The following is a 17,848-nucleotide window of genomic DNA, read 5'->3' as shown; positions in this document are numbered from 1 at the left end:
CACAACAGCTGGTCCAGGCACTCGACGGGCTGGCGCACACCACTCGGTGGCTCAGGAACCCGTCGACTGTTGGTTAATATCACTGTTTTCACCTGAACTAACGTGATCTAGCCCTCTTCCGGTACCGGCGGGCACCTCGCGGCGGACCGATTCGATCAGCTTGGTCATGGCTTTCTTGCCGCGACGCGGCAGAACGTGCATCTGCCACGTAGCGTCGAGGCGAAAATGCAGCCGATGCGTGACCGTAACGGTTCGAGCGAACCCCAATAATGGGGTGCGTCAGGATATTTCATCCTGGATGTATCCGGCGTGAGCTGGTGGAGGTATCACGTCGCTGATCCTGCACGGGCGCCGAGGGTGGCTTGCATGTCGGGTTTCATCGCCGACAACTGCGCACCCCAGTAACCCCAGCTGTGTACGCCGTTGTGGTCGATGTTGAACGTGGCGTTATGACCGCCGGCCCCGGTGTAGGCGTTCTGGAAAGCGATGTTGCTTTGCAAAATAACCTCTTCGATCACCTGGCCGGGCAGGCTTCCCTGGCCGATGGATTCCGACGGTGTCCCGTTGCCGCTGTAGATCCACGATCGGGTGTTGTTGCCGGCCAGGCGCCCGGCCTGCACGGTGGGGTCGTTGCGCTGCCAGCCGGGGCCACCGGTCGGCCCCCACATGTCCTGGGGGTTGAAGCCGCCCTCGTCGTTCATAGCGAAACCGATGTAGGTCGGACCGCTGCCCTGGGAGGGATTCAGCAAGGCCGACAGCGCGCCGGCGTAGGCGAACTGCCCTGGGTGATAGGCCGCCAAGATCAGCGCCGAGGAGCCCGACATAGATACCCCCACCACGGCATTGCGGCTGGACCGAACACCTCTGCTTGAAAGGTATGCAGGCAGCTCGCTGGTCAAAAACGTTTCCCACTTGTAGGTTTGGCCATTTGCCGAGCCGTACCAATCGGCGTAGAAGCTCGAGCGCCCGCCGACCGGCGCGACCACCGATATGCCCGAACCGGCGTAGTCGTTGAATGCGTTGGTTTCGATGTCCCAGCCGCTGCGGTCGTCACGGGCACGCAAACCGTCGAGCAAATACACCGCCGGCGCTCCACCGCTTTGAAATTCCACGGTGATGTTGTGGCCCATCGATGGCGAGGGCACCTGCAGGAATTCGGGTCCAGCCGCCCGAGCCGGCAGCGCAGTGCCGATGGACCCGATCACTGCCGCCAGCACAGCAGCTGCGGTCGCCACGCTCGTTGGTCGCCATCCACGCTGTAGGTCGGTACCCATGGTTACCCTTTCGTCGGGCGGGCGTTTGGCCCGTCAGCCTTTCGCACCGGTCAGATGGCTCAAGCGGCCGCAGCCGATAGTGCCGATTCAACGGTCGGATAGTTCGATAGCAGCGGACGCAGACCGCCGGCCGCCACGATTCGCGCCACGATCGGCTGGTTGCTGACCAGACAGGTGGTGATCCCGCGGCGTCGACAACGTCGTGCCTGTTGGCCTAGCAAGGAAAGTGCGCCACACGATAGGAAACGCAGGTTGCAAACGTCGACCACGAACGGTCCCGGCGCGATGGCGGTCGGACCGATCTTGTTCATCAGATTGTCCCAGATGTCCTCGGTGCCGGCGTCGACCTCGCCGCCCACTGAATGATGACCGCCGAGCCGTTGCGCTCGCTGGTGATCCGTAGTGGCGCGCGCTCATGCGCCAGCCTCCGATGCGGCTCGGCGTCCTGCGCGACTGACGGATGCGACATGTGAAAGACAGGGCTCATAGCGCGCTCTTTTCCTCGCGCGGTGCCCCCCAGCGCCGTGATGAATGACGGGCCGCCCTGCAGTCTGAAGACAGACCTGATCTGACCATTAGAGCAGAACTAGTGCCGTCGTGTCATCATGGCGACGGCACTAATTCGGAACAGAAAATGTTCCCCAGATAGCCGTGGAGGCGACACGGCAAGTGAGCCGAGGGCGCGGGCCTTTGGAGATGGTGGCACCACCGCGGGCGCGCGTTTGGGTGACTTCGGTGTTTAGGTGATTGCTTAAGGGGTTTTGGCCGCGTGAATGCAGGTCGGATAGCCCGGTAGTGTTGTGTCGCAACGTTTGTCGTGCTGCAGTGCCGGCGGGTGTGATCATTGGTGGCCCGGCCGCGGCAGCGGGGTGTGCTGATGTCGAGGTGGTGTTTACTCGCAGCACGGGTGGACCGCCCGGGGTTCAGAGGCAACAGCACCGATGCGGCCAGAATTGCAGCAGCTTTGACGCGCGTGATCGGATTCATCGTCTCGCCACCTTCACCGTTCGTCCACAATTGACGGTCCTAGGAAATGCCCGCCATCCCCACTTCAAACACGCATTTCGGCCGCGACTGACCTACTCCTTACCCCCTGGGGTCTTATCCGACTAACACGCGATCACACTCGACGCCTACAGCGAAGACCTCAGCGTTTCGCTGACGCCAACATCCGGAAAAGAGCCTGCCGACGAGAGCTTGCGCTTGGCTTATTGGGCTTGTTCCAGCGCCTGGGTCAAATGCTGCCCGTCTGGGTTCTCATCGAAATAGGCGCAGCAGTAGGTCACCGTCGAAGACAGCAACGACCCGGCCCTAGCCTGCGCCGAAAACTTATAACGGGCAACCAGGTTTGGTTCCAATCCCCAGGGGAAGCTCCTTGACTGGCCCAGAAACGTGAAGGCGCCGCGAAGGAGTAGTCCCATGACCCTGCTCGATGACCGACCCGCCGTGGTAGCCCCGGCGAAGTGCACTCCACCGGAGTTCGGGTCGCCGACAACCATCAACAACTGGGCGCCAGCCCCCAATCCGGTGCTACTCGAGGAGGACATCGAACGGCTGGCCCGTGTCGAGGCCAACAAGCAGCAAATCTATCGAAGCAACTCCTGTTGCTCGCCGAGCAGAGGCATGTTGCTGGAGGTCTCGGAATCTCCCACCACCACCGGTGGCATTGTGTTCGCCGCGATCGCTTGGCTTTTGCTGTTCGCCGCCATCGCCTGGCCGTTCGTGCTCGCGGGTTCTGCAACATAGCCTTCGCCCGTATCTATCCGATCGCGATTGGACTGGCGTCCGCAACGCGGTGCAAACCGGCCTGCACAAAATGTTGAACGATGGCTGGATGCCTGCCTCGGCAAGCCGCTCGCTGAACAGGATAGACGTGAACTGGGAACGTCGATCAGTTTGGTGGACAACATGTTTCAAATCCATAACCCCGATCCGAGGCAGGTCCCAGTGCCGACTGCAGAACCACGCCCTCGGACAGCGATTCGGCGAGCACACCTGATATTTCGTCTCGGTGTACGGCGCCTATTCGTTGTTCTATGTCCGCACGAATTTGCGTTTTGGCGACTGAACCTCCTCCCACAGGAGAGGCGCGAGAACTGCCTTCCTCAACAGTGGCCTCGTGTCTGCCGGCCGGCACCGAGGACTTGGCAGCCATTCCCTGAGCTGAGCAGTCATGGATTCGTTGATAACCTACATCGCTCTCGCTACGTAGCCGTGGCTGTCTTTGCCTGACACCGCCTTGACCGGCGTTTTGGCCGCATGTTCGCTGACCTCAAGTTTGCTCACGGACGGCTGCGACGGCCCCGGCCGCATCAGTCACTGGACATGGCCACACCGGCGCTACGGTTCACTCCAGCAGCCCCAACCTCGCCGGCAACGGTGTCAGCGCCACGGGGTGGCGACGAGAGCACCGGGGACGGTTGGTCAGCCGGCCGGTGTGCGCCAACGACATCGTGTGCGTGTCCTGGCAACAAGTTAGCGTCGGACGCCACTATGCTCGAGCCCGCTGCGATGTCCACGTTGATGGTGATCTGCTGCGGTTTTGGATTGGCAAGGATCTGGTCAAAACCGCGGCGCGTATCAGCCACGGCGAGATACGATACAAGCGGACCCTGCGCACCAGTGCACCAGCCTAACCAACAAACAGAGTGTCAAGGATCGAACGACACAGAAACGTCAAGAATCAACCGCCTCTGAACACCGGTCAAGTCGGCCCGCAGCTGGGTGTAATCGTGCAGCCGCCGCACCGGCGCGGGCGGCACGAACGATGGCCGCAGCGTGGCCTTCTCGCTGAACGTGGCCAGCCACACCGCGTCCAACTTGTCGTTCTTCACGTCGCGGATGTTGACCAGCCTGCTCGAATTTCACTTCGCTGGTCCTCTCCCCACCGATATTTCATTGGAGGTTTCCTGGGACCTCGGTCGAGGAACCAAAATTCTGACCGGCTGCTCGAAGCAACAGGACGTGACGCGCGAGGCCGGGCCCGGCGCCAGGCTAAACCACAGGCTCACAAACCAGAGTGAAACGGCGTCGGGTGGGCACCCCGACCACATTTTCACGCCTGCGAGGCGTCGCCGAAGGCAATCAGGGGGCTGAACCGCCTTACCCAGTGGGTCGGGTGAGGCTGGGAATGATGAAGTCAACGAGGAGTTGCACGGTGCGACCGGTGGGGGGTCGGCTAGGGATGATGGACCGGAACATTAGGTAGCCGGGCAGTAGGTCCCAAAGTTCGTCGTTAATGGCCGCGCCGGCCATATCACCGCGGTCGACGGCCTGCTTCAGGATGTGCTGGATCAAGGCTTTCCACTGTTCGAGGAACTGATGCCGTATCGCCTCGTTGAACGCGGCGTTACGCGACACCTCGACAAGCACCGCGCGGATGGTGCTGGCGTGCTGGCGGGTGTGTTGGCTCACCAACTCCCCAAGTGCCAGCAAATCTCCCCGCAGTGTGCCGGTATCGGGCGGGACCACCACCTGGCGGGTCTCCTCGGTGAATGCGGTCAGCACCAATTCGGCTTTCGACGGCCATCGCCGGTACACCGTCGCTTTGCTGGCGCGGGCGGTGGCCGCCACCGCGTCCACCGTCAACCGGTCATACCCGTGCTGCTGTAGCAGGCCCATCGTCGCCGCAAGCAACTCGGCCTCCCGCGGCGACCACCGTGAGGAGTCCGCGGGACCATCGGCGATCCGGGACACAGCGCCCACGATAGAACCGTCGTAGTAGTACAGTCCAGTACCGTACCTTCTAGTTCTAAACCTGAATGAGGTTGTTGACAGTCTGGGCTGCTGATGGAAGGAGTGACCCCTTGTTTGCTGCGCAATCTCCTTCTTGGGAAGGTGCATTTCATAGCGAGCAAATACGACCCGGAGACGCGGGCCAAGGCCGTCCGTCTGGCGCTGGAGCATCGTGATGACTATCCGAGTGAGTGGGCGGCGATCACCGCGGTATCCAAGCGGTTGGGGATGACCGCTGAGACGTTGCGCAGTTGGATCGCTCAGCATTAGGTCGGCCGCGGTGATCGTGCCGGGGTGACCACCGAGGCAGCGAGAGAGATCCGGGCCTTGCGACGTCGTAACGTCGAGCTCGAGCAGACCGCCGAAATATTCAAGGCTGCACATCTTTCTTCGTGCGGGAGAGCGACCCGCGCAACCGCCGCTGACCGGTTCGGTCTGCGAGTTCATCGCCGTCCATCGGGACCGGTTCGGGGTTGCTCCGATCTGTCTCGTGCTCTCTGAGCACAGCGTGCCGATCGCTCCGCGAACGTTTCACGCTTGGGCCACGCGAGCGCCTTCGAAACAAGCCCTGTGGGATGCCACGATCATCGAGATCCTGGCTGGCTATTACGAGCCCCACCAGCACGGCTGGCGTAAGTCCGAGTCACTGTACGGGTCGTTAAAGATGTTGACAGTTGAGATCGGTGACTGGTCGCGGTTCACCGGGTCCTCGATCGGCGCCTACGTCCTACTGGTGCCCTGCGAGTAGTCATCGGGCAGCTCGCGTGCCCAGGGGTCATCACCAAAGCGGGCAGCACGCATGTCCGACGGCTACTGATCGAATCGGCCTGGCATCACCGCAAGTCCTGCAGCACCTCCGGGCCCACCCTGCGGGCCAGCTGGGCGCCAAGGTCGATCCGGCCCTGCGGGCTCGCGGCCACGCCGGTAACCGACGCCTCAACACGCGGTGGCGCAGTTCACCGAACGCGGCATGAACCCACTAGTGGCCAACGTCGCGATCGACCGCGAATTTGCCGACTGGTGCTGGTCGCTGGCCACCATGCGATAAGTCGCCACATCAAATACTTGACTGGCCCTGGTAGCCCGGCGTTGGCGCGGTGCGTGAGCAAACCTGCAAAGAACCTATGAGCCACAAGGCGATTCGAATGACGACTGCCTATGACGGCCGCCTGTAGACAGCAGTACCGTTCACATCCAAATCATCGTCCTGCGGTACCCAACCCGCGCATATCAGCCTGACACCACCGTCGTGAGCAACGGCCGCCAACGGGTGGCGGACGGGTTTTCTGATCTTCGTTGCGGATCCTAGAACCGACGGTTGTCCCGGGACGCTTGGGAATCCCGCTGGAGCGATCGCTTGGGGCCTACGGCGTCCGTGTCGAATGGTCAACTATCGCTTCGCGCTCTTCGTTGGTGTCGGTACTGTCGCGGCGTCGGCGGCGGTGGGGCTGAGGATGCCCGGGATGACGAAGTTGCGCAGCGTCGCGCGCCTGTCCATGCGGGTATGGTGCTGGCTTCCGGCGAGATGATCCATCAGCAACATCTGCGCAACCCGCACCAGCCAGTCGGCGACTGCGTCGGGGTCGAGTTGCTCTCGCAGTTCGCCGTTTGCCTTCGCCGCGTCGACGTATGGTCGCAGCGCCTCGCGGATGCGGTCACGGAAGGCGGTGGATGCCGCGGCGGCCACTGTCATGGTGAGGCTTTCCGGCGAAAACAACACACGCAGCCAGCGTGATTTCTCCACCGCTGCGATCGCACCGTCGAGCGCATCAAGTAGCCGCTTGCCGAATGGGCCATTGCCGTTCATCGACCGCTCGGCGCCCTGGATCACGCCGGCCGAATCGCGCAGTATCACGAACGCCAGCACGTCGTCACGTGAGCCGAAGTAGCGGTACACGGTCGTACGATGCACTGACGCTTCCCTGGCGATGTCGTCGACCGTGGTGCGGCTGACGCCGTGACGCTCATAGCAGGCCTCGGCCGCATCGAGCAGGCGGCTGCGAGCCTCGTCGTCGTCAGTCGGCGGGCGATCGCCCCAAGTGCCGGCGCGCGTGCCGCCTTTAACGACTCGGAGTCGGCTCGGCGTCACAATTCGGCCTGGACGTATGGTGTGCCGCGCAAGTATTTCCAGCGCCGGCGCTGGGCATCGTTTGGCATCTGGCTTCGGATCTCCTCAGTCGGACCGGTGTCCCCGCATTAACGGTAGCGAACACCGCGTCGTCGACGGGTTTGATCGCTTAATCCGGCGAGGATTGCGCGCAGCGCCGCCGCGTGGACATCGCCGGTATGCGACACACAGCGAATTATGTTGTATGTTGCGTACGTGATGCTGACCGCCGCGCAGCGGGACCGTCGACGCTGCTTCAGGGGCTGGGTGGCTGCCAAAGATTTCGGGCCGGCCCGGCCAGAGGCTTTATCCGGCGCTCGTGCCGGACATGGTGAACGACCATGACGCGATCCACTGACGCCGAGCACCACAGTGCGGTCCTGGCTGGGGTTGCTCGGTTCGCACTGACGCATAAGGCCGTGGTGATCGGCGCGTGGCTGGGTCTTGCGATTGTGTTGGCGTTGGCGTTTCCGCAGTTGGAGTCCGTCGTCAGGCAGCAATCGGTGGATCCGGTTCCTCGGGATGTCGCCTCGTTTCAGTCGCTGGACCGGATGGGGAGAGCTTTCGGCGAGGTTGGCTCGACGACGACGGTGGTCGTCGCGATGGAAAACTCCGGTGGCCTGACTCCGCCAGTGCGACAGCGCTATTCGGCGATGGTTGAGAGGTTGCGTGCGGACTCCGGCCAAGTGGAACTGGTCCGGGACCTGCTGGCCGATCCAGCGACTGCGCGGCAGGCGACAAGCGATGACGGTAAAGCCTGGTACCTGCCGGTCGGGGTCGCAGGCACTCTGGGCAGCCCCCGGGCGGCCGAATCGGTGCAGTCGGTTCGCGATATCGCGACTGAAGCCTTCCGTGGCACCGGAACCGTCGCCGAAGTTACCGGTCCACCCGCCACGATGAGCGATCAGATCGTCGCCGCCAACAGCGATCTGTTGATTATCTCGCTGGCCACCGCCGGTCTGATCGCCGCGATCCTGTTACTGGTTTATCGCTCGGTGTTCACCGCACTGCTTCCGCTACTTGTCATTGGTCTGAGTTTGGCGGTCGGACGAGGCATTCTGGCGGGCCTCGGTGAAATCGGAATGCCGGTGTCGCAGTTCACGATCGCATTCATGACCGTCATCCTTTTGGGTGCCGGTACCGATTACTCGGTCTTTCTGATCAGCCGGTATCACGAGCAACGACGACAAAGCGTCGCGGTGGACCTCGCAGTCGTGCTCGCCACCGCAACGATCGGCCGGGTGATCCTCGCCTCGGCCGCGACGGTCGCGTTGGCCATGGTGGCCATGGCATTCGCAAAATTGAACATCTTCGCCACATCGGGGCCTGCGTGCGCCATTGCCGTGCTGGTCGGCTTTGTCGCCTCGGTGACGTTGCTGCCGCCGGTGCTGGTATTGGCCGCTAAACGCGGCGTTGGCGAACCCCGCGCGGATCGGACGCGAGCTTACTGGAACCGCATCGCCGTGACTGTGGTACGCAGACCGGTGCCATTGTTAGCGATCAGTTTGCTGATTTTGGTGGCGCTGGGCTCGATTTGTCTCACCATGCGGATCAGTTATGACGACCGCAAGGCGCAACCGGCCGACACCGCCAGCAACAAAGGTTATCGGTTGCTGGACAGGCATTTCCCCAGGGACACAACGATGACCGAGTTTTTACTTGTGGAGTCCCCGAAAGATATGCGTACCGGCACTGGTCTCGCCGATCTGGAAGAGATGGCCTCGCGTGTCTCGCAGATCTCGGGCGTCACGGAGGTAGTCGGCGTTACCCGGCCAACCGGCAGACGTCTCGAGCAAGCGGAATTAGCTTGGCAGAATGGCCAAATTGGCGAGAAGCTCACCGATGCCGCGGTCGACGCTGAGGGCCGCAAAGGTCAGCTGAAGCAACTCACCGACGGGGCGGACCGGTTGGCCGACGGACTGACCCAGCTCGATACCAGCATCCAATCAGCTCTCGGCCCGATGACGGGTCTGCTCGACCAGGTGCAACGGGCCGGTGGTCAGATCGAGAGCTATCGCGCTCTGCTCACCCAGCTGAACGCGATGGGGCCCAACATTGATCGCCTTGTTCAGGACCGCGCGAGTTTACGGCCGTTGGCGTTGCGGGCAGCCGAAACCATCGCGGCGATCGAACCTTTGGCCGCGACGCTGGACAGCGCACCATGGTGCGCCGAGACTCCGCAGTGCGTCACGTTACGTGCACACGTTCAGACGCTCGTTTCGCTGCGCAACGGTGGCTTCTTCGATCAGATCGCCGACCTGGGTGATCAGCTGAGCACCCAGACGGGCGACATGCCCGTCGAGCCGACGATAGCGCAGATACAAGCTGCGACGGAGACCCTTGGCCGCAGCATGAAAGGCGCCGGGGGCCCAAATGCCGGTCTTGCGGGCCAGATCCGGCTGCTGCAAAGCGGCATCGGACGACTCGCCTCGGGTGCGCGGGCGTTGGCTGTCGGGGTTCACACGCTGGCCGACAGCAACATCCAGCTAGTCACCGGTATGAGTCAGATAGCGGCACAGCTGCAGGAATCGGCCCGCGGCTCCGAGGGAGCGAATTCATCCGCCGGCTTTTATATGCCGCCGAATACGCTGTTGGACAAGCGATTTGGTGACGTTGCTCGCCAGTTTGTATCAAGGGACGGCGAGACCGTTCGGTTCGAAATCAAGTCGCAGTATGATCCCTACTCCGCTGAGGCGATGGCGCTCGTTCATAAGGTTGCTGACGTCGCGGCCGCGGCGACGCCGAACACGTCGCTGGCCGGTGCCAAGGTTTCGATGGTCGGTTTTCCCGCGGTCAATGCCGACATCCAGCACTTACTCATCGACGACTTCGTCCGGCTCGCGATCGCCACCTTGATCATCGTGGGATTGATACTGGTTGTGCTTCTTCGGGCGATCCTGGCGCCGCTGTATCTGCTCGTCACCGTTGTGCTCAATTACGCCGCCGCAATGGGCCTGGGCGTTGCGATATTCCGGTACGGCCTGCACCATGACATCACCTGGCCGGTGCCGCTGTTGTCGTTCATCATCCTCGTCGCAGTGGGCGCCGACTACAACATGCTGCTCATCTCGCGGCTCCGCGAAGAGTCGGCCAACAACATTCGGGTCGGAGTGCTGCGGACTGTGGCCAGCACCGGCTCGGTGATAACCTCCGCAGGCTTGATCTTTTCGGCGAGCATGTTCGGGTTGATGGTCGGCTCCATTGCGACGATGGTTCAGATGGGTTTCATCATCGGATGCGGATTGCTCTTGGATACGTTCGTCGTCCGGACTCTCATGGTGCCCGCCATCGCCACGTTGCTCCGCGAGGCGAGCTGGTGGCCTGGGTACGGCCCGCAGACGTCGCGGCGAAGGGCAACCGGTCGATGGAAAGCTATCCGGTTGGGATTGCGCCGCTTTCGCCCGGCGGGAAGAAACTTCGCCTGAGTATCAGCTGAAGCCGCTGGTGATCGCGGCCATGTCGAAGTAATCCCGCCATGCCGCGATCCGTCCGTCCCGGATCTCGAAGACTCCCGCGACCGGAAGATGTATTTCACCGCCGTCCTTGCGTCGCAGCACATCCGTACGTTCGTTCATCACTAGCTCGCCGTTGCTGAGCTGCCGATGAATTCGGAAGTCGATGCCGTCGACTGCGGCGGTGAACCCCTCGATGAACTCCTTGATCGCAGTGCGCCCGTGTAGCGGCTGCATCGGAATGTTGTGGTATACCGCGTCTTCGGTGAAATAGCCGGCCAACTGCTCCGCGTCGGGCGTTGCCCAGAGGTTGCAGAATTCAGTGACCAGGTCGTCGGCTGATGATGTCATAGCTCGATGAAACCCGTTGAGGCAACGTAAATCAAGCTGCGCCGCGGCTTATTTGATGATTTCGGCCGGATAAGCACCAGACGACAGGCGCCTCTTTCCTCGCCGGTCGGGCGGCGCTGACGGACGGTCGGGCATCGGAGCAAGACGCAGTGGGCAACGTACGACATTGTGCGTTGGATGTTGCATAGCTTATGGTGGACTCATGCCGTCGGCGCAAACGTTAGACATCGATAACATCGATTTCGCATTCGATGATCAGCCCGACCTGCACGCCGTGCTCGCGCGGCTGCGGGAACGCAAGCCCTACGCGATCGTCCGGTTTGCCGGAGTGCCGGCGGTTTTGCTGTTGACCGACGAGCTGGTCCGGGCTGCCTTCAGGGACGAGGCCGCGTTTCCCGCTGCACCTGTCTATGCAATGACCACCGAACCGGTATTCGGCAGAACGGTCTTAAGCATGTCCGGCGCAGAACACCGCGCCAACCGGATGATGGTCTCCGCGCCGTTGCGGCGTAATCGTGTCCAGGGGTACATACAGCCGGTGATCGAACCGGTCATCAATGAGTTGATCGACCGATTCATCGACCGAGGAAGGGTCGACCTGGTCGCTGACTTCACCCACCGATATTCACTGCTGATCATCAGCCGCCTGCTCGGCATTCCCGTAGACGACGAAGCCAAAATTCATCGCTGGGCGCAAGCGATGATCCACTATCCGTTCGATCCCGACTGGGCCACCCGGTCGGCCCGGGAGTTCACCGAATATGTGGCCCCGTTGATCGCCGAGCGCCGGCGCGAGCCGAGCGATGACATGATCTCGATGCTGGTCACGGCCAGCACCGACGACGGCCAAACCCTGACCGACGAAGAGATTCTTACGTTCTTGCGGATGTTGTTCCCCCTGGGAGCCGATACCACCATGCTCGCCCTGGGCAATATCTTGTCCGCGCTGCTCAACCACCCCGAGCAGCTCGACCTACTGCGATCCGATCTCGAAAGGCACACCCAACCGGCGGTCTGGGAAGGATTGCGCTGGGAGCCCGCGGTCGGAATGCTCCCCCGGGCATGTCCCGAGGCGACCACGTGGCACGGGATCGAGATCCCAGCGTTAACGCCGATGATCTTCGCGATCAATGCGGCGCATCGAGACCCGGCTGTCTACGACCGGCCCGACGAATTCGATATCACCCGAAACGTCATGCCGACGGTGTCATTCGGGCAGGGCCCGCACAGCTGTATCGGCAATTGGCTGGCCAACGCCGAACTCGTTGCCGCAGTGACGTTGCTGACGCGGCGTTTGCCCCATCTCGCATTGGATCCCGCGAACGCCCGTTCGTCAACCGTCACCAGCCAAGTCGGCACCACGCTGCGCGGACCGGATGCTCTGCACGTCACCTTCACGTCGCCGTGACCGCGCCTCTGGTTGGTCACAGCAAGCCGGCACCCGCAGGTCCACGGTGACGACTTCTTCCGTTGCACGGCGACCGGCCCCAGCATCCGTCCCCAGGGCTTGACCGAGCGCAGTACCCCGCGGATGGCGAGCACCGCCACGCAGGATCCGCGGACGGCTACGTGTATCGGCAGTCGGATCTCGTTGCACCGGCGGTGCGCAAAACCTGGCAGGGCCTGATCTCAACGCTTCTGAATCTATGGTCCGGTAGCGTCCTAACCACACGTCAGTGGTTGAGGGACGATAGACCGAGACCAGCACGATGGACGGCGCGAGAACAGATCGAGGGAGGAAGTGCGGTGAGCAAGTCACCGGCACGAGAGTCCGAGAAGCTTGGGCGTCCACGCCACTTCGACGACGACACCGAGTGTCGCTTGCTGATGGACGCCGCAGTGCGGGTGATGGCGCGCAACGGCTTCGCCGGCATGTCCGTCGCTGATGTCTTGGCCGAGGCCGAACTGTCGACCACCAGTTTCTACCGCCACTTTCAGTCCAAGCACGCATTGCTGGCCGCGATCATCCAGCGGGACGGCGAGTCGGCGCGGCGGGCGTTGGAGCGCGCGATCGCAGCGGCCCCTGATCCTGTGGCGGCGCTCGAGGCCTGGCTCGACGGGCTGCTGGGCCAATTCTTCGAACCCAGGAAAGCCTCGCGCACAGCGCTTTTCACCACGTCGGAGGTTCACAGCGCCACTCAGGTGGCCGAGATCATGGAGATGCGCTGGTTGCTTTCCCAGCCGCTTGTCGGGGTGCTGCGCGCCGGCCACCGCGCCGGGGTGCTGCGCTCACCGAAGCCGGAACCGGACGCCGTGAGCATTTTCGCCATCGTCAGCAGCGCAGCGACCTCCCCGCACGGGCACCCCCACAACCGTAAAGCCGCACGGGCACAAGCGATACGGTTCATCTGGCCCGCATTGAGCATCACCGAAGCTGCGGCGGGCACCGGTAATCGGAGTCAGCGGTCACGCAAGCCGCGTCAGCAGCACACAGCCTGAAATCGGTCCCCCACCGTTAGACACCACCGCTACTTCAGGCCCGCCCGCGACCTGCCGTGTCCCGGCTTCCCCGCGCAGCTGCAGCACCGCCTCATGTAGATAGCCGTAGCCGTGCAGGCGGCCTCCCGATAGCTGCCCGCCGTTGGTGTTCAACGGCAGTTCGCCATCGAGCGCGATGCGCGTGCCGTCCTGGATGAACGGGCCGCTTTCGCCGTGACCGCAGAACCCGAGGGCCTCCAACCACGACATCGTCAACCAACTGAATCCGTCGTAGAGCTGCGCGACGTCGACATCGGCGGGTCGCAAATCGGTGCGCGACCACATGTGTTCGGCGGAAGTGCGCGCCGGCATGGTGGTCAAGTCCTCCCACTGCTCCCACGACGGTCGTCCCCGCAGCGCGGTCCCCACAGCTTCGACGCGCGCAACCGGGTGGTCGACGGCCGACGCGTGTTCGACGACAGACACCACAAGCGCGGTGGATCCGTCGACGGGAACATCGCAGTCATAGAGCCGAAACGGGGACGACACCATCCTCGATGCCAGATAGTCCTCGAGCGTCAACGGATCGCGGAACACCGCCTTCGGATTACGCGCGGCATTGCGGCGCCCATTCAACGCGATCTGCGCCATCTGCTCGTGAGTCGTTCCGAACTCATGAAAGTGCCGCTGTGCGTAGAGCGCGAGCCAATTCGCCGCCGAATACGCTCGAAAAGGGATCAGCCACTGCAGCGGGCCGCCCACTTCGCTGCCGCCGACGCCGATGCCCGGGCGATGCCCGCTGCCCTGTGCGGTCGATTCGGTAACGGTGCGATACACCAGGATATGACGGGCCAGGCCCATCGACACCGCCATCACCGCGCTGATGACCGCCTGCAACTGCCCGGGTCCCTCGGCGGCGCCGCTGTGCCAGTTGAGCGACAACCGCAGCGCATCCTGCACCTGGGGTGAACCGGGACCCGAGAACCCGGGGTATCCGTGGACGCCTCCCGGATAGGTGGCCAGCCCGTCAATATCGTCGACGGTCAGCCGCGCGTCCGCAATTGCTGCAAGGGCGGCATCGATGGTCAGGTCCAGACCGTCGCGCCCCAGCCGCCGGCCCACCTGGGATTGCCCGATGCCCGAAATGACCGCTCGGCGTTCGGCTTCGGTCATGATGTCGCCGGGCGAAACATCGGAAGATGCACCGGTGGGTGATCCTCGAAGACCACCTCCACCGGCATGCCGACGCGGGCGTCGTCGGCGGCGACGTCGACCAGATTGGTCAGCAACCGAAGGTCGGGCTGCTCATCCATCGCGACCACACCGATGATGTACACCTCGCTAGTGCTGTCCCACGGCTGATGGTTCACGGTGTACGAGTACAGCTTTCCCCTCCCAGAGACGGCGGCCGGTGCGGTATCTCGGCCGCCGCACCGCGGGCAGTACGGCGCAGGCGGATGGATGAAATACCAACACGCCGAACAGCGCAGGAAGCGCAGACGGCCGTCGGCGCCGGATCTCCAAAAGAACGCGCTGGGGTCGTCCATGGAAGGCAACACGCGGGGTGGTCGGAGCATGGTCTCCATCCTGTCGGTGTTGACTGTGCACTTGTGCTCGAGAGACTATAAAAATAGCATTTGTAAACAACGCGGTGGTTGGATCGTCGAATCTGTCGACCAGGCTTGTGCGGTCGGCGGCGCGGAAACACGGACTGTGAGCTGACGCAGGCCGCCTTAGGCAACTACCAACTGCCGTTAGGTATTGCCCAGCGGCACTGGACGATAAGGGAGCTGGATGACGCAGGAAGACGACGTGTCGGGGCTGGGCCTACTCGCGGCTCCCGAGCTGACCCGGCATCCTCAGCCGACATACAAGATGTTGCGCGACTCTGCTCCGGTGATGCGCGTGGACGGTATCGGAGTGCTGGTCAGCACCTGGGAACTCGTGGACGAGGTGTTGCACAACCCGCACCTGTACTCCTCGGCGCTGACTTCAGGCGTGCTGAAAAACGACCGACCGCTCATCCCCCTTCAGATCGATCCGCCAGAGCACGGAAAGTTTCGCAAGATCCTCGACCCGCTGTTCGCGCCAAAACGGATGAAAGCACTTGAGGTGTCGATCTCGGCACTGGTCAACCAACTCATCGACGGCTTCATCGGCCGAGACGAGATCGACTTCGTCGAGGAGTTCTCCGTCCCTTTCCCCACCCAGGTCTTTTTGACCATGCTGGGCCTGCCGCTTGACGAGCTGCCCACGCTGCTTCTGATGAAAGATGGGATCATCAGGCCACACGAGTTGGCCGGAAAGCCGTTGGGCCACCCCGATACTGACGCCTATCAGGCGGCCACGGCGCAGTCGATCTACGCCTACTTCGCCGCCACGATGGAGCAGCGCAAGCGCGAGCACCACGACGATCTGCTGAGCTGGTTCCTTGAAGCAGAAATCGACGGAGATCGACTCAGCAGTAACGAAATCCTCGACATCTGCTTCCTGTTTCTCATCGCCGGGCTCGACACCGTGTCGGCGTCGCTAGACTGCTTTTTCAGCTACCTCGCACAGCATCCACAAATTCGCCAGGCGATCGCCGACGACCCGAAAAACATTCCCTTCATCGTCGAGGAACTTCTGCGGTGGGAAACACCCGTCATGGCCGTCGCACGTGAGGCCACGCACGACACGGAACTCGGTGGATGCCCCATCCACGCCGGCGAACAGGTGCTGGTCATGCTCGGTTCGGCCAACACCGACGAAACGTCTATCATCGACCCGGAATCCGTGCGATTCGACCGCAAACTGAACCGGCACTTGGGTTTCGGCGGCGGGGTACACCGCTGCCTGGGCTCTCACCTCGCTCGCGTCGAGCTGCGAACCGCCTTGCGCGTCTGGCACGAACGTATCCCCGAATACCACATCAAACCCGGAGTCGAACTCGACTTCACCCCAGGCGTTCGCGCCGCGCAGACATTCCCGATGGTCATGCACACCGGAGCCGAATAATGGGCAAGCTCGCCGCACCGACCGGCGCCTAGGCGTCCGGGTGGCTTACATGCTTCACGAGCGGCGCGACGGCGCAGTGGCCTGGCTGACATTCGATCGTCCAGAACGTCTTAACGCGTTCACCGCCGCCGGTTATCAGGAGCTGCGGGTCACGCTGCAGCGCCTCGCCCGTGATGACGCGGCACGGGCCGTGGTGCTGACCGGCCGTGGACGAGCTTTCTCTGCTGGCGCCGATCGATCACTGCTCGACGCCGCGGCGCCAGATACCGTGCGACAGCACGCCGGTGACGAATTCCTCCTACTTCTCGACGTCCTCGGCGGATTCGAAAAACCCTTGCTCGGCGCCGTCAACGGGGTCGCGGTGGGGTTCGGCTGCACGCTGCTGCTGTACTGCGACCTGGTGCTCCTCGCCGAAACCGCCCGGCTGAGATTTCCGTTCACCGCGTTGGGCATCGCGCCAGAGGCAGGCAGTTCAGCACTTCTGTCCACGAGAATGCGATGGGCGGATGCAATGTGGGCGATGCTTTCCAGCGAATGGATCGACGCAGCGGCCGCCTTCCGAACTGGTCTGGCCTGGCGAGTGGTTCCCGATGCCGAACTCGTCGAACAGGTTTCGTCCGCGGCAACATTAATTAGCACGCACGATCCGAATGCCGTGGCAGCTACTAAACGACTCATGACCAGCGGGCGGCGCAACGCGGCGCTCGACGCGATCAGCCGTGAGCTCACGGAAATGCAAGCACTCCGGCGTCCTTGACGAAGCGTCGGGAGGCAGCAGGATGTGGAAGGCAGGACGAGCGCACAACTATTGCGCGAAACAATTTCTCGCAGTGGCCAAGACGGTTACCGCGGCGCCGCGGGATCAATCCAATTGCCCCGGGGCATCATCTGGCCCTGCCGGGTCACAGGGTTAAGTGTTGCGACCCGCCGGCATAGGACTGCGAGGTCTAGTGTCCTGAGTCATTAATTTGGGTGCAGTAGTTTGCGATGCTGGCCAGGATTTGATCGGCGGTCTTGGTCCAGACGTAGGGGCGTGGATTGTTGTTCCAGGTTTGGATCCAGGCGCGGATGTCGGCGTTGAGTTGACGGACCGAGGTGTGGGTGCCGCGGCGTAGTTTTTTGGTGGTCAGTTCGGCGAACCAGCGTTCCACGAGGTTGAGCCAGCTTGAGCTGGTGGGAGTGAAGTGCAACACGAAGCGGGGATGTGCTGTCAGCCAACGCTTTACCGCTGGGGTCTTATGCGTGGAGGCGTTGTCGAGAACGACGTGGCAGTCCAGGTCGGCGTGGCGAGTCCCCGTTACTGAGTCCACCCCGATCTAGAGTCGGGTTGTTTCGTTCCGGATTCAGTTGATCACGCAGGCCACCGGGGTGTGGGTGCACCTGCACGACGCAGCGTACTGGGCCGGCGTTTGGTAGCCCAGGGCCGAGTGAGGACGGTTCTCTTGGGCTCGCGGCCTGAGTCGCGGTAGTGTCCCGGTGTTTCCGCAGTTCGCGCGGCTGGCTGCTGAAGAATA

General features: G+C 62.7%; 14 protein-coding genes and 5 pseudogenes. 9 read left to right on the top strand and 10 right to left on the bottom strand.

Annotated elements, in window-relative coordinates:
• Nucleotides 1-326: 326 nt before the first annotated feature.
• The gene (locus tag BST44_RS26955; RefSeq protein WP_047324133.1) at nucleotides 327-1,274 is read right to left on the bottom strand and encodes an esterase family protein; all 948 of its coding nucleotides are present in this window, start codon (nucleotides 1,272-1,274) and stop codon (nucleotides 327-329) included.
• A 59-nt stretch (nucleotides 1,275-1,333) separates the two neighbouring features.
• On the bottom strand, nucleotides 1,334-1,633 hold the full coding sequence (locus tag BST44_RS26950; RefSeq protein WP_231614276.1) for an anti-sigma factor antagonist: 300 nt from the start codon (nucleotides 1,631-1,633) through the stop codon (nucleotides 1,334-1,336).
• 1,060 nt (nucleotides 1,634-2,693) lie between these two features.
• Between BST44_RS26950 and BST44_RS30550 the strand changes: the two genes are divergently transcribed.
• A complete protein-coding gene (locus BST44_RS30550) occupies nucleotides 2,694-3,020 on the top strand; it encodes a hypothetical protein (RefSeq protein ID WP_047324131.1) in 327 nt (108 codons plus the stop codon).
• 558 nt (nucleotides 3,021-3,578) lie between these two features.
• Nucleotides 3,579-3,910 (top strand): annotated as a pseudogene (locus tag BST44_RS31175) (IS481 family transposase); the annotation flags it as partial.
• Between the two features lie 15 nt (nucleotides 3,911-3,925).
• Here the strand turns inward: BST44_RS31175 and BST44_RS26930 are convergent.
• The gene (locus BST44_RS26930) at nucleotides 3,926-4,108 is read right to left on the bottom strand and encodes a hypothetical protein (protein ID WP_047324130.1); all 183 of its coding nucleotides are present in this window, start codon (nucleotides 4,106-4,108) and stop codon (nucleotides 3,926-3,928) included.
• A 268-nt stretch (nucleotides 4,109-4,376) separates the two neighbouring features.
• Nucleotides 4,377-4,982 carry a TetR/AcrR family transcriptional regulator gene (locus BST44_RS26925; protein WP_082147681.1) on the bottom strand — a complete coding sequence of 202 codons (606 nt, stop codon included), beginning with the start codon at nucleotides 4,980-4,982 and terminating at the stop codon, nucleotides 4,377-4,379.
• 138 nt (nucleotides 4,983-5,120) lie between these two features.
• Here BST44_RS26925 and BST44_RS26920 point away from each other — a divergent pair.
• Nucleotides 5,121-5,676: pseudogene (locus BST44_RS26920) on the top strand (transposase); the annotation flags it as partial.
• Nucleotides 5,677-6,057, top strand: a pseudogene (locus BST44_RS31170) (transposase); the annotation flags it as partial.
• 342 nt (nucleotides 6,058-6,399) lie between these two features.
• On the opposite strand, the gene BST44_RS26910 reads toward BST44_RS31170, so the two are convergent.
• The gene (locus BST44_RS26910) at nucleotides 6,400-7,098 is read right to left on the bottom strand and encodes a TetR/AcrR family transcriptional regulator (RefSeq protein ID WP_052955364.1); all 699 of its coding nucleotides are present in this window, start codon (nucleotides 7,096-7,098) and stop codon (nucleotides 6,400-6,402) included.
• Nucleotides 7,099-7,457: 359 nt separating this feature from the next.
• Here BST44_RS26910 and BST44_RS26905 point away from each other — a divergent pair, with 359 nt between their 5' ends.
• On the top strand, nucleotides 7,458-10,541 hold the full coding sequence (locus BST44_RS26905) for an MMPL/RND family transporter (protein WP_082147679.1): 3,084 nt from the start codon (nucleotides 7,458-7,460) through the stop codon (nucleotides 10,539-10,541).
• 3 nt (nucleotides 10,542-10,544) lie between these two features.
• Here BST44_RS26905 and BST44_RS26900 read toward each other — a convergent pair whose 3' ends face one another.
• A complete protein-coding gene (locus BST44_RS26900; RefSeq protein ID WP_047324127.1) occupies nucleotides 10,545-10,919 on the bottom strand; it encodes a limonene-1,2-epoxide hydrolase family protein in 375 nt (124 codons plus the stop codon).
• Nucleotides 10,920-11,121: 202 nt separating this feature from the next.
• Between BST44_RS26900 and BST44_RS26895 the strand changes: the two genes are divergently transcribed.
• Nucleotides 11,122-12,327 (top strand): cytochrome P450, encoded by a 1,206-nt coding sequence (locus tag BST44_RS26895; protein WP_047324126.1) that lies wholly within the window; start codon nucleotides 11,122-11,124, stop codon nucleotides 12,325-12,327.
• 419 nt (nucleotides 12,328-12,746) lie between these two features.
• The gene (locus BST44_RS26890; protein WP_083179904.1) at nucleotides 12,747-13,358 is read left to right on the top strand and encodes a TetR/AcrR family transcriptional regulator; all 612 of its coding nucleotides are present in this window, start codon (nucleotides 12,747-12,749) and stop codon (nucleotides 13,356-13,358) included.
• Here the strand turns inward: BST44_RS26890 and BST44_RS26885 are convergent.
• The 3 genes and pseudogenes from BST44_RS26885 to BST44_RS31160 form a co-directional block, all read right to left on the bottom strand.
• Entirely contained in the window at nucleotides 13,326-14,510 is a 1,185-nt protein-coding gene (locus BST44_RS26885) for a thiolase family protein (RefSeq protein WP_047324125.1), read from the bottom strand. The two genes, BST44_RS26890 and BST44_RS26885, sit on opposite strands and share 33 nt — an antisense overlap.
• Entirely contained in the window at nucleotides 14,507-14,707 is a 201-nt protein-coding gene (locus BST44_RS31165; protein WP_232527343.1) for a Zn-ribbon domain-containing OB-fold protein, read from the bottom strand. Before BST44_RS31165 ends, BST44_RS26885 begins: the two co-directional genes overlap by 4 nt.
• A 96-nt stretch (nucleotides 14,708-14,803) precedes the next feature.
• A pseudogene (locus BST44_RS31160) lies at nucleotides 14,804-14,884 on the bottom strand (Zn-ribbon domain-containing OB-fold protein); the annotation flags it as partial.
• 247 nt (nucleotides 14,885-15,131) lie between these two features.
• Between BST44_RS31160 and BST44_RS26880 the strand changes: the two are divergent.
• Both BST44_RS26880 and BST44_RS26875 read left to right on the top strand, forming a co-directional pair.
• Complete coding sequence (locus BST44_RS26880) at nucleotides 15,132-16,334, top strand: cytochrome P450 (protein ID WP_083179903.1); 1,203 nt, start codon at nucleotides 15,132-15,134, stop codon at nucleotides 16,332-16,334.
• Between the two features lie 49 nt (nucleotides 16,335-16,383).
• Nucleotides 16,384-17,091, top strand: coding sequence for an enoyl-CoA hydratase/isomerase family protein (locus tag BST44_RS26875; RefSeq protein WP_047324124.1), 708 nt, complete (start codon nucleotides 16,384-16,386; stop codon nucleotides 17,089-17,091).
• 190 nt (nucleotides 17,092-17,281) lie between these two features.
• On the opposite strand, the pseudogene BST44_RS26870 reads toward BST44_RS26875, so the two are convergent.
• Nucleotides 17,282-17,614 (bottom strand): annotated as a pseudogene (locus BST44_RS26870) (transposase); the annotation flags it as partial.
• Between the last annotated feature and the right edge of the window lie 234 nt (nucleotides 17,615-17,848).

This window comes from Mycobacterium scrofulaceum (assembly GCF_002086735.1).
Lineage (GTDB): Bacteria > Actinomycetota > Actinomycetes > Mycobacteriales > Mycobacteriaceae > Mycobacterium > Mycobacterium scrofulaceum.
This window is presented reverse-complemented; position numbering and strand designations above follow the sequence as displayed.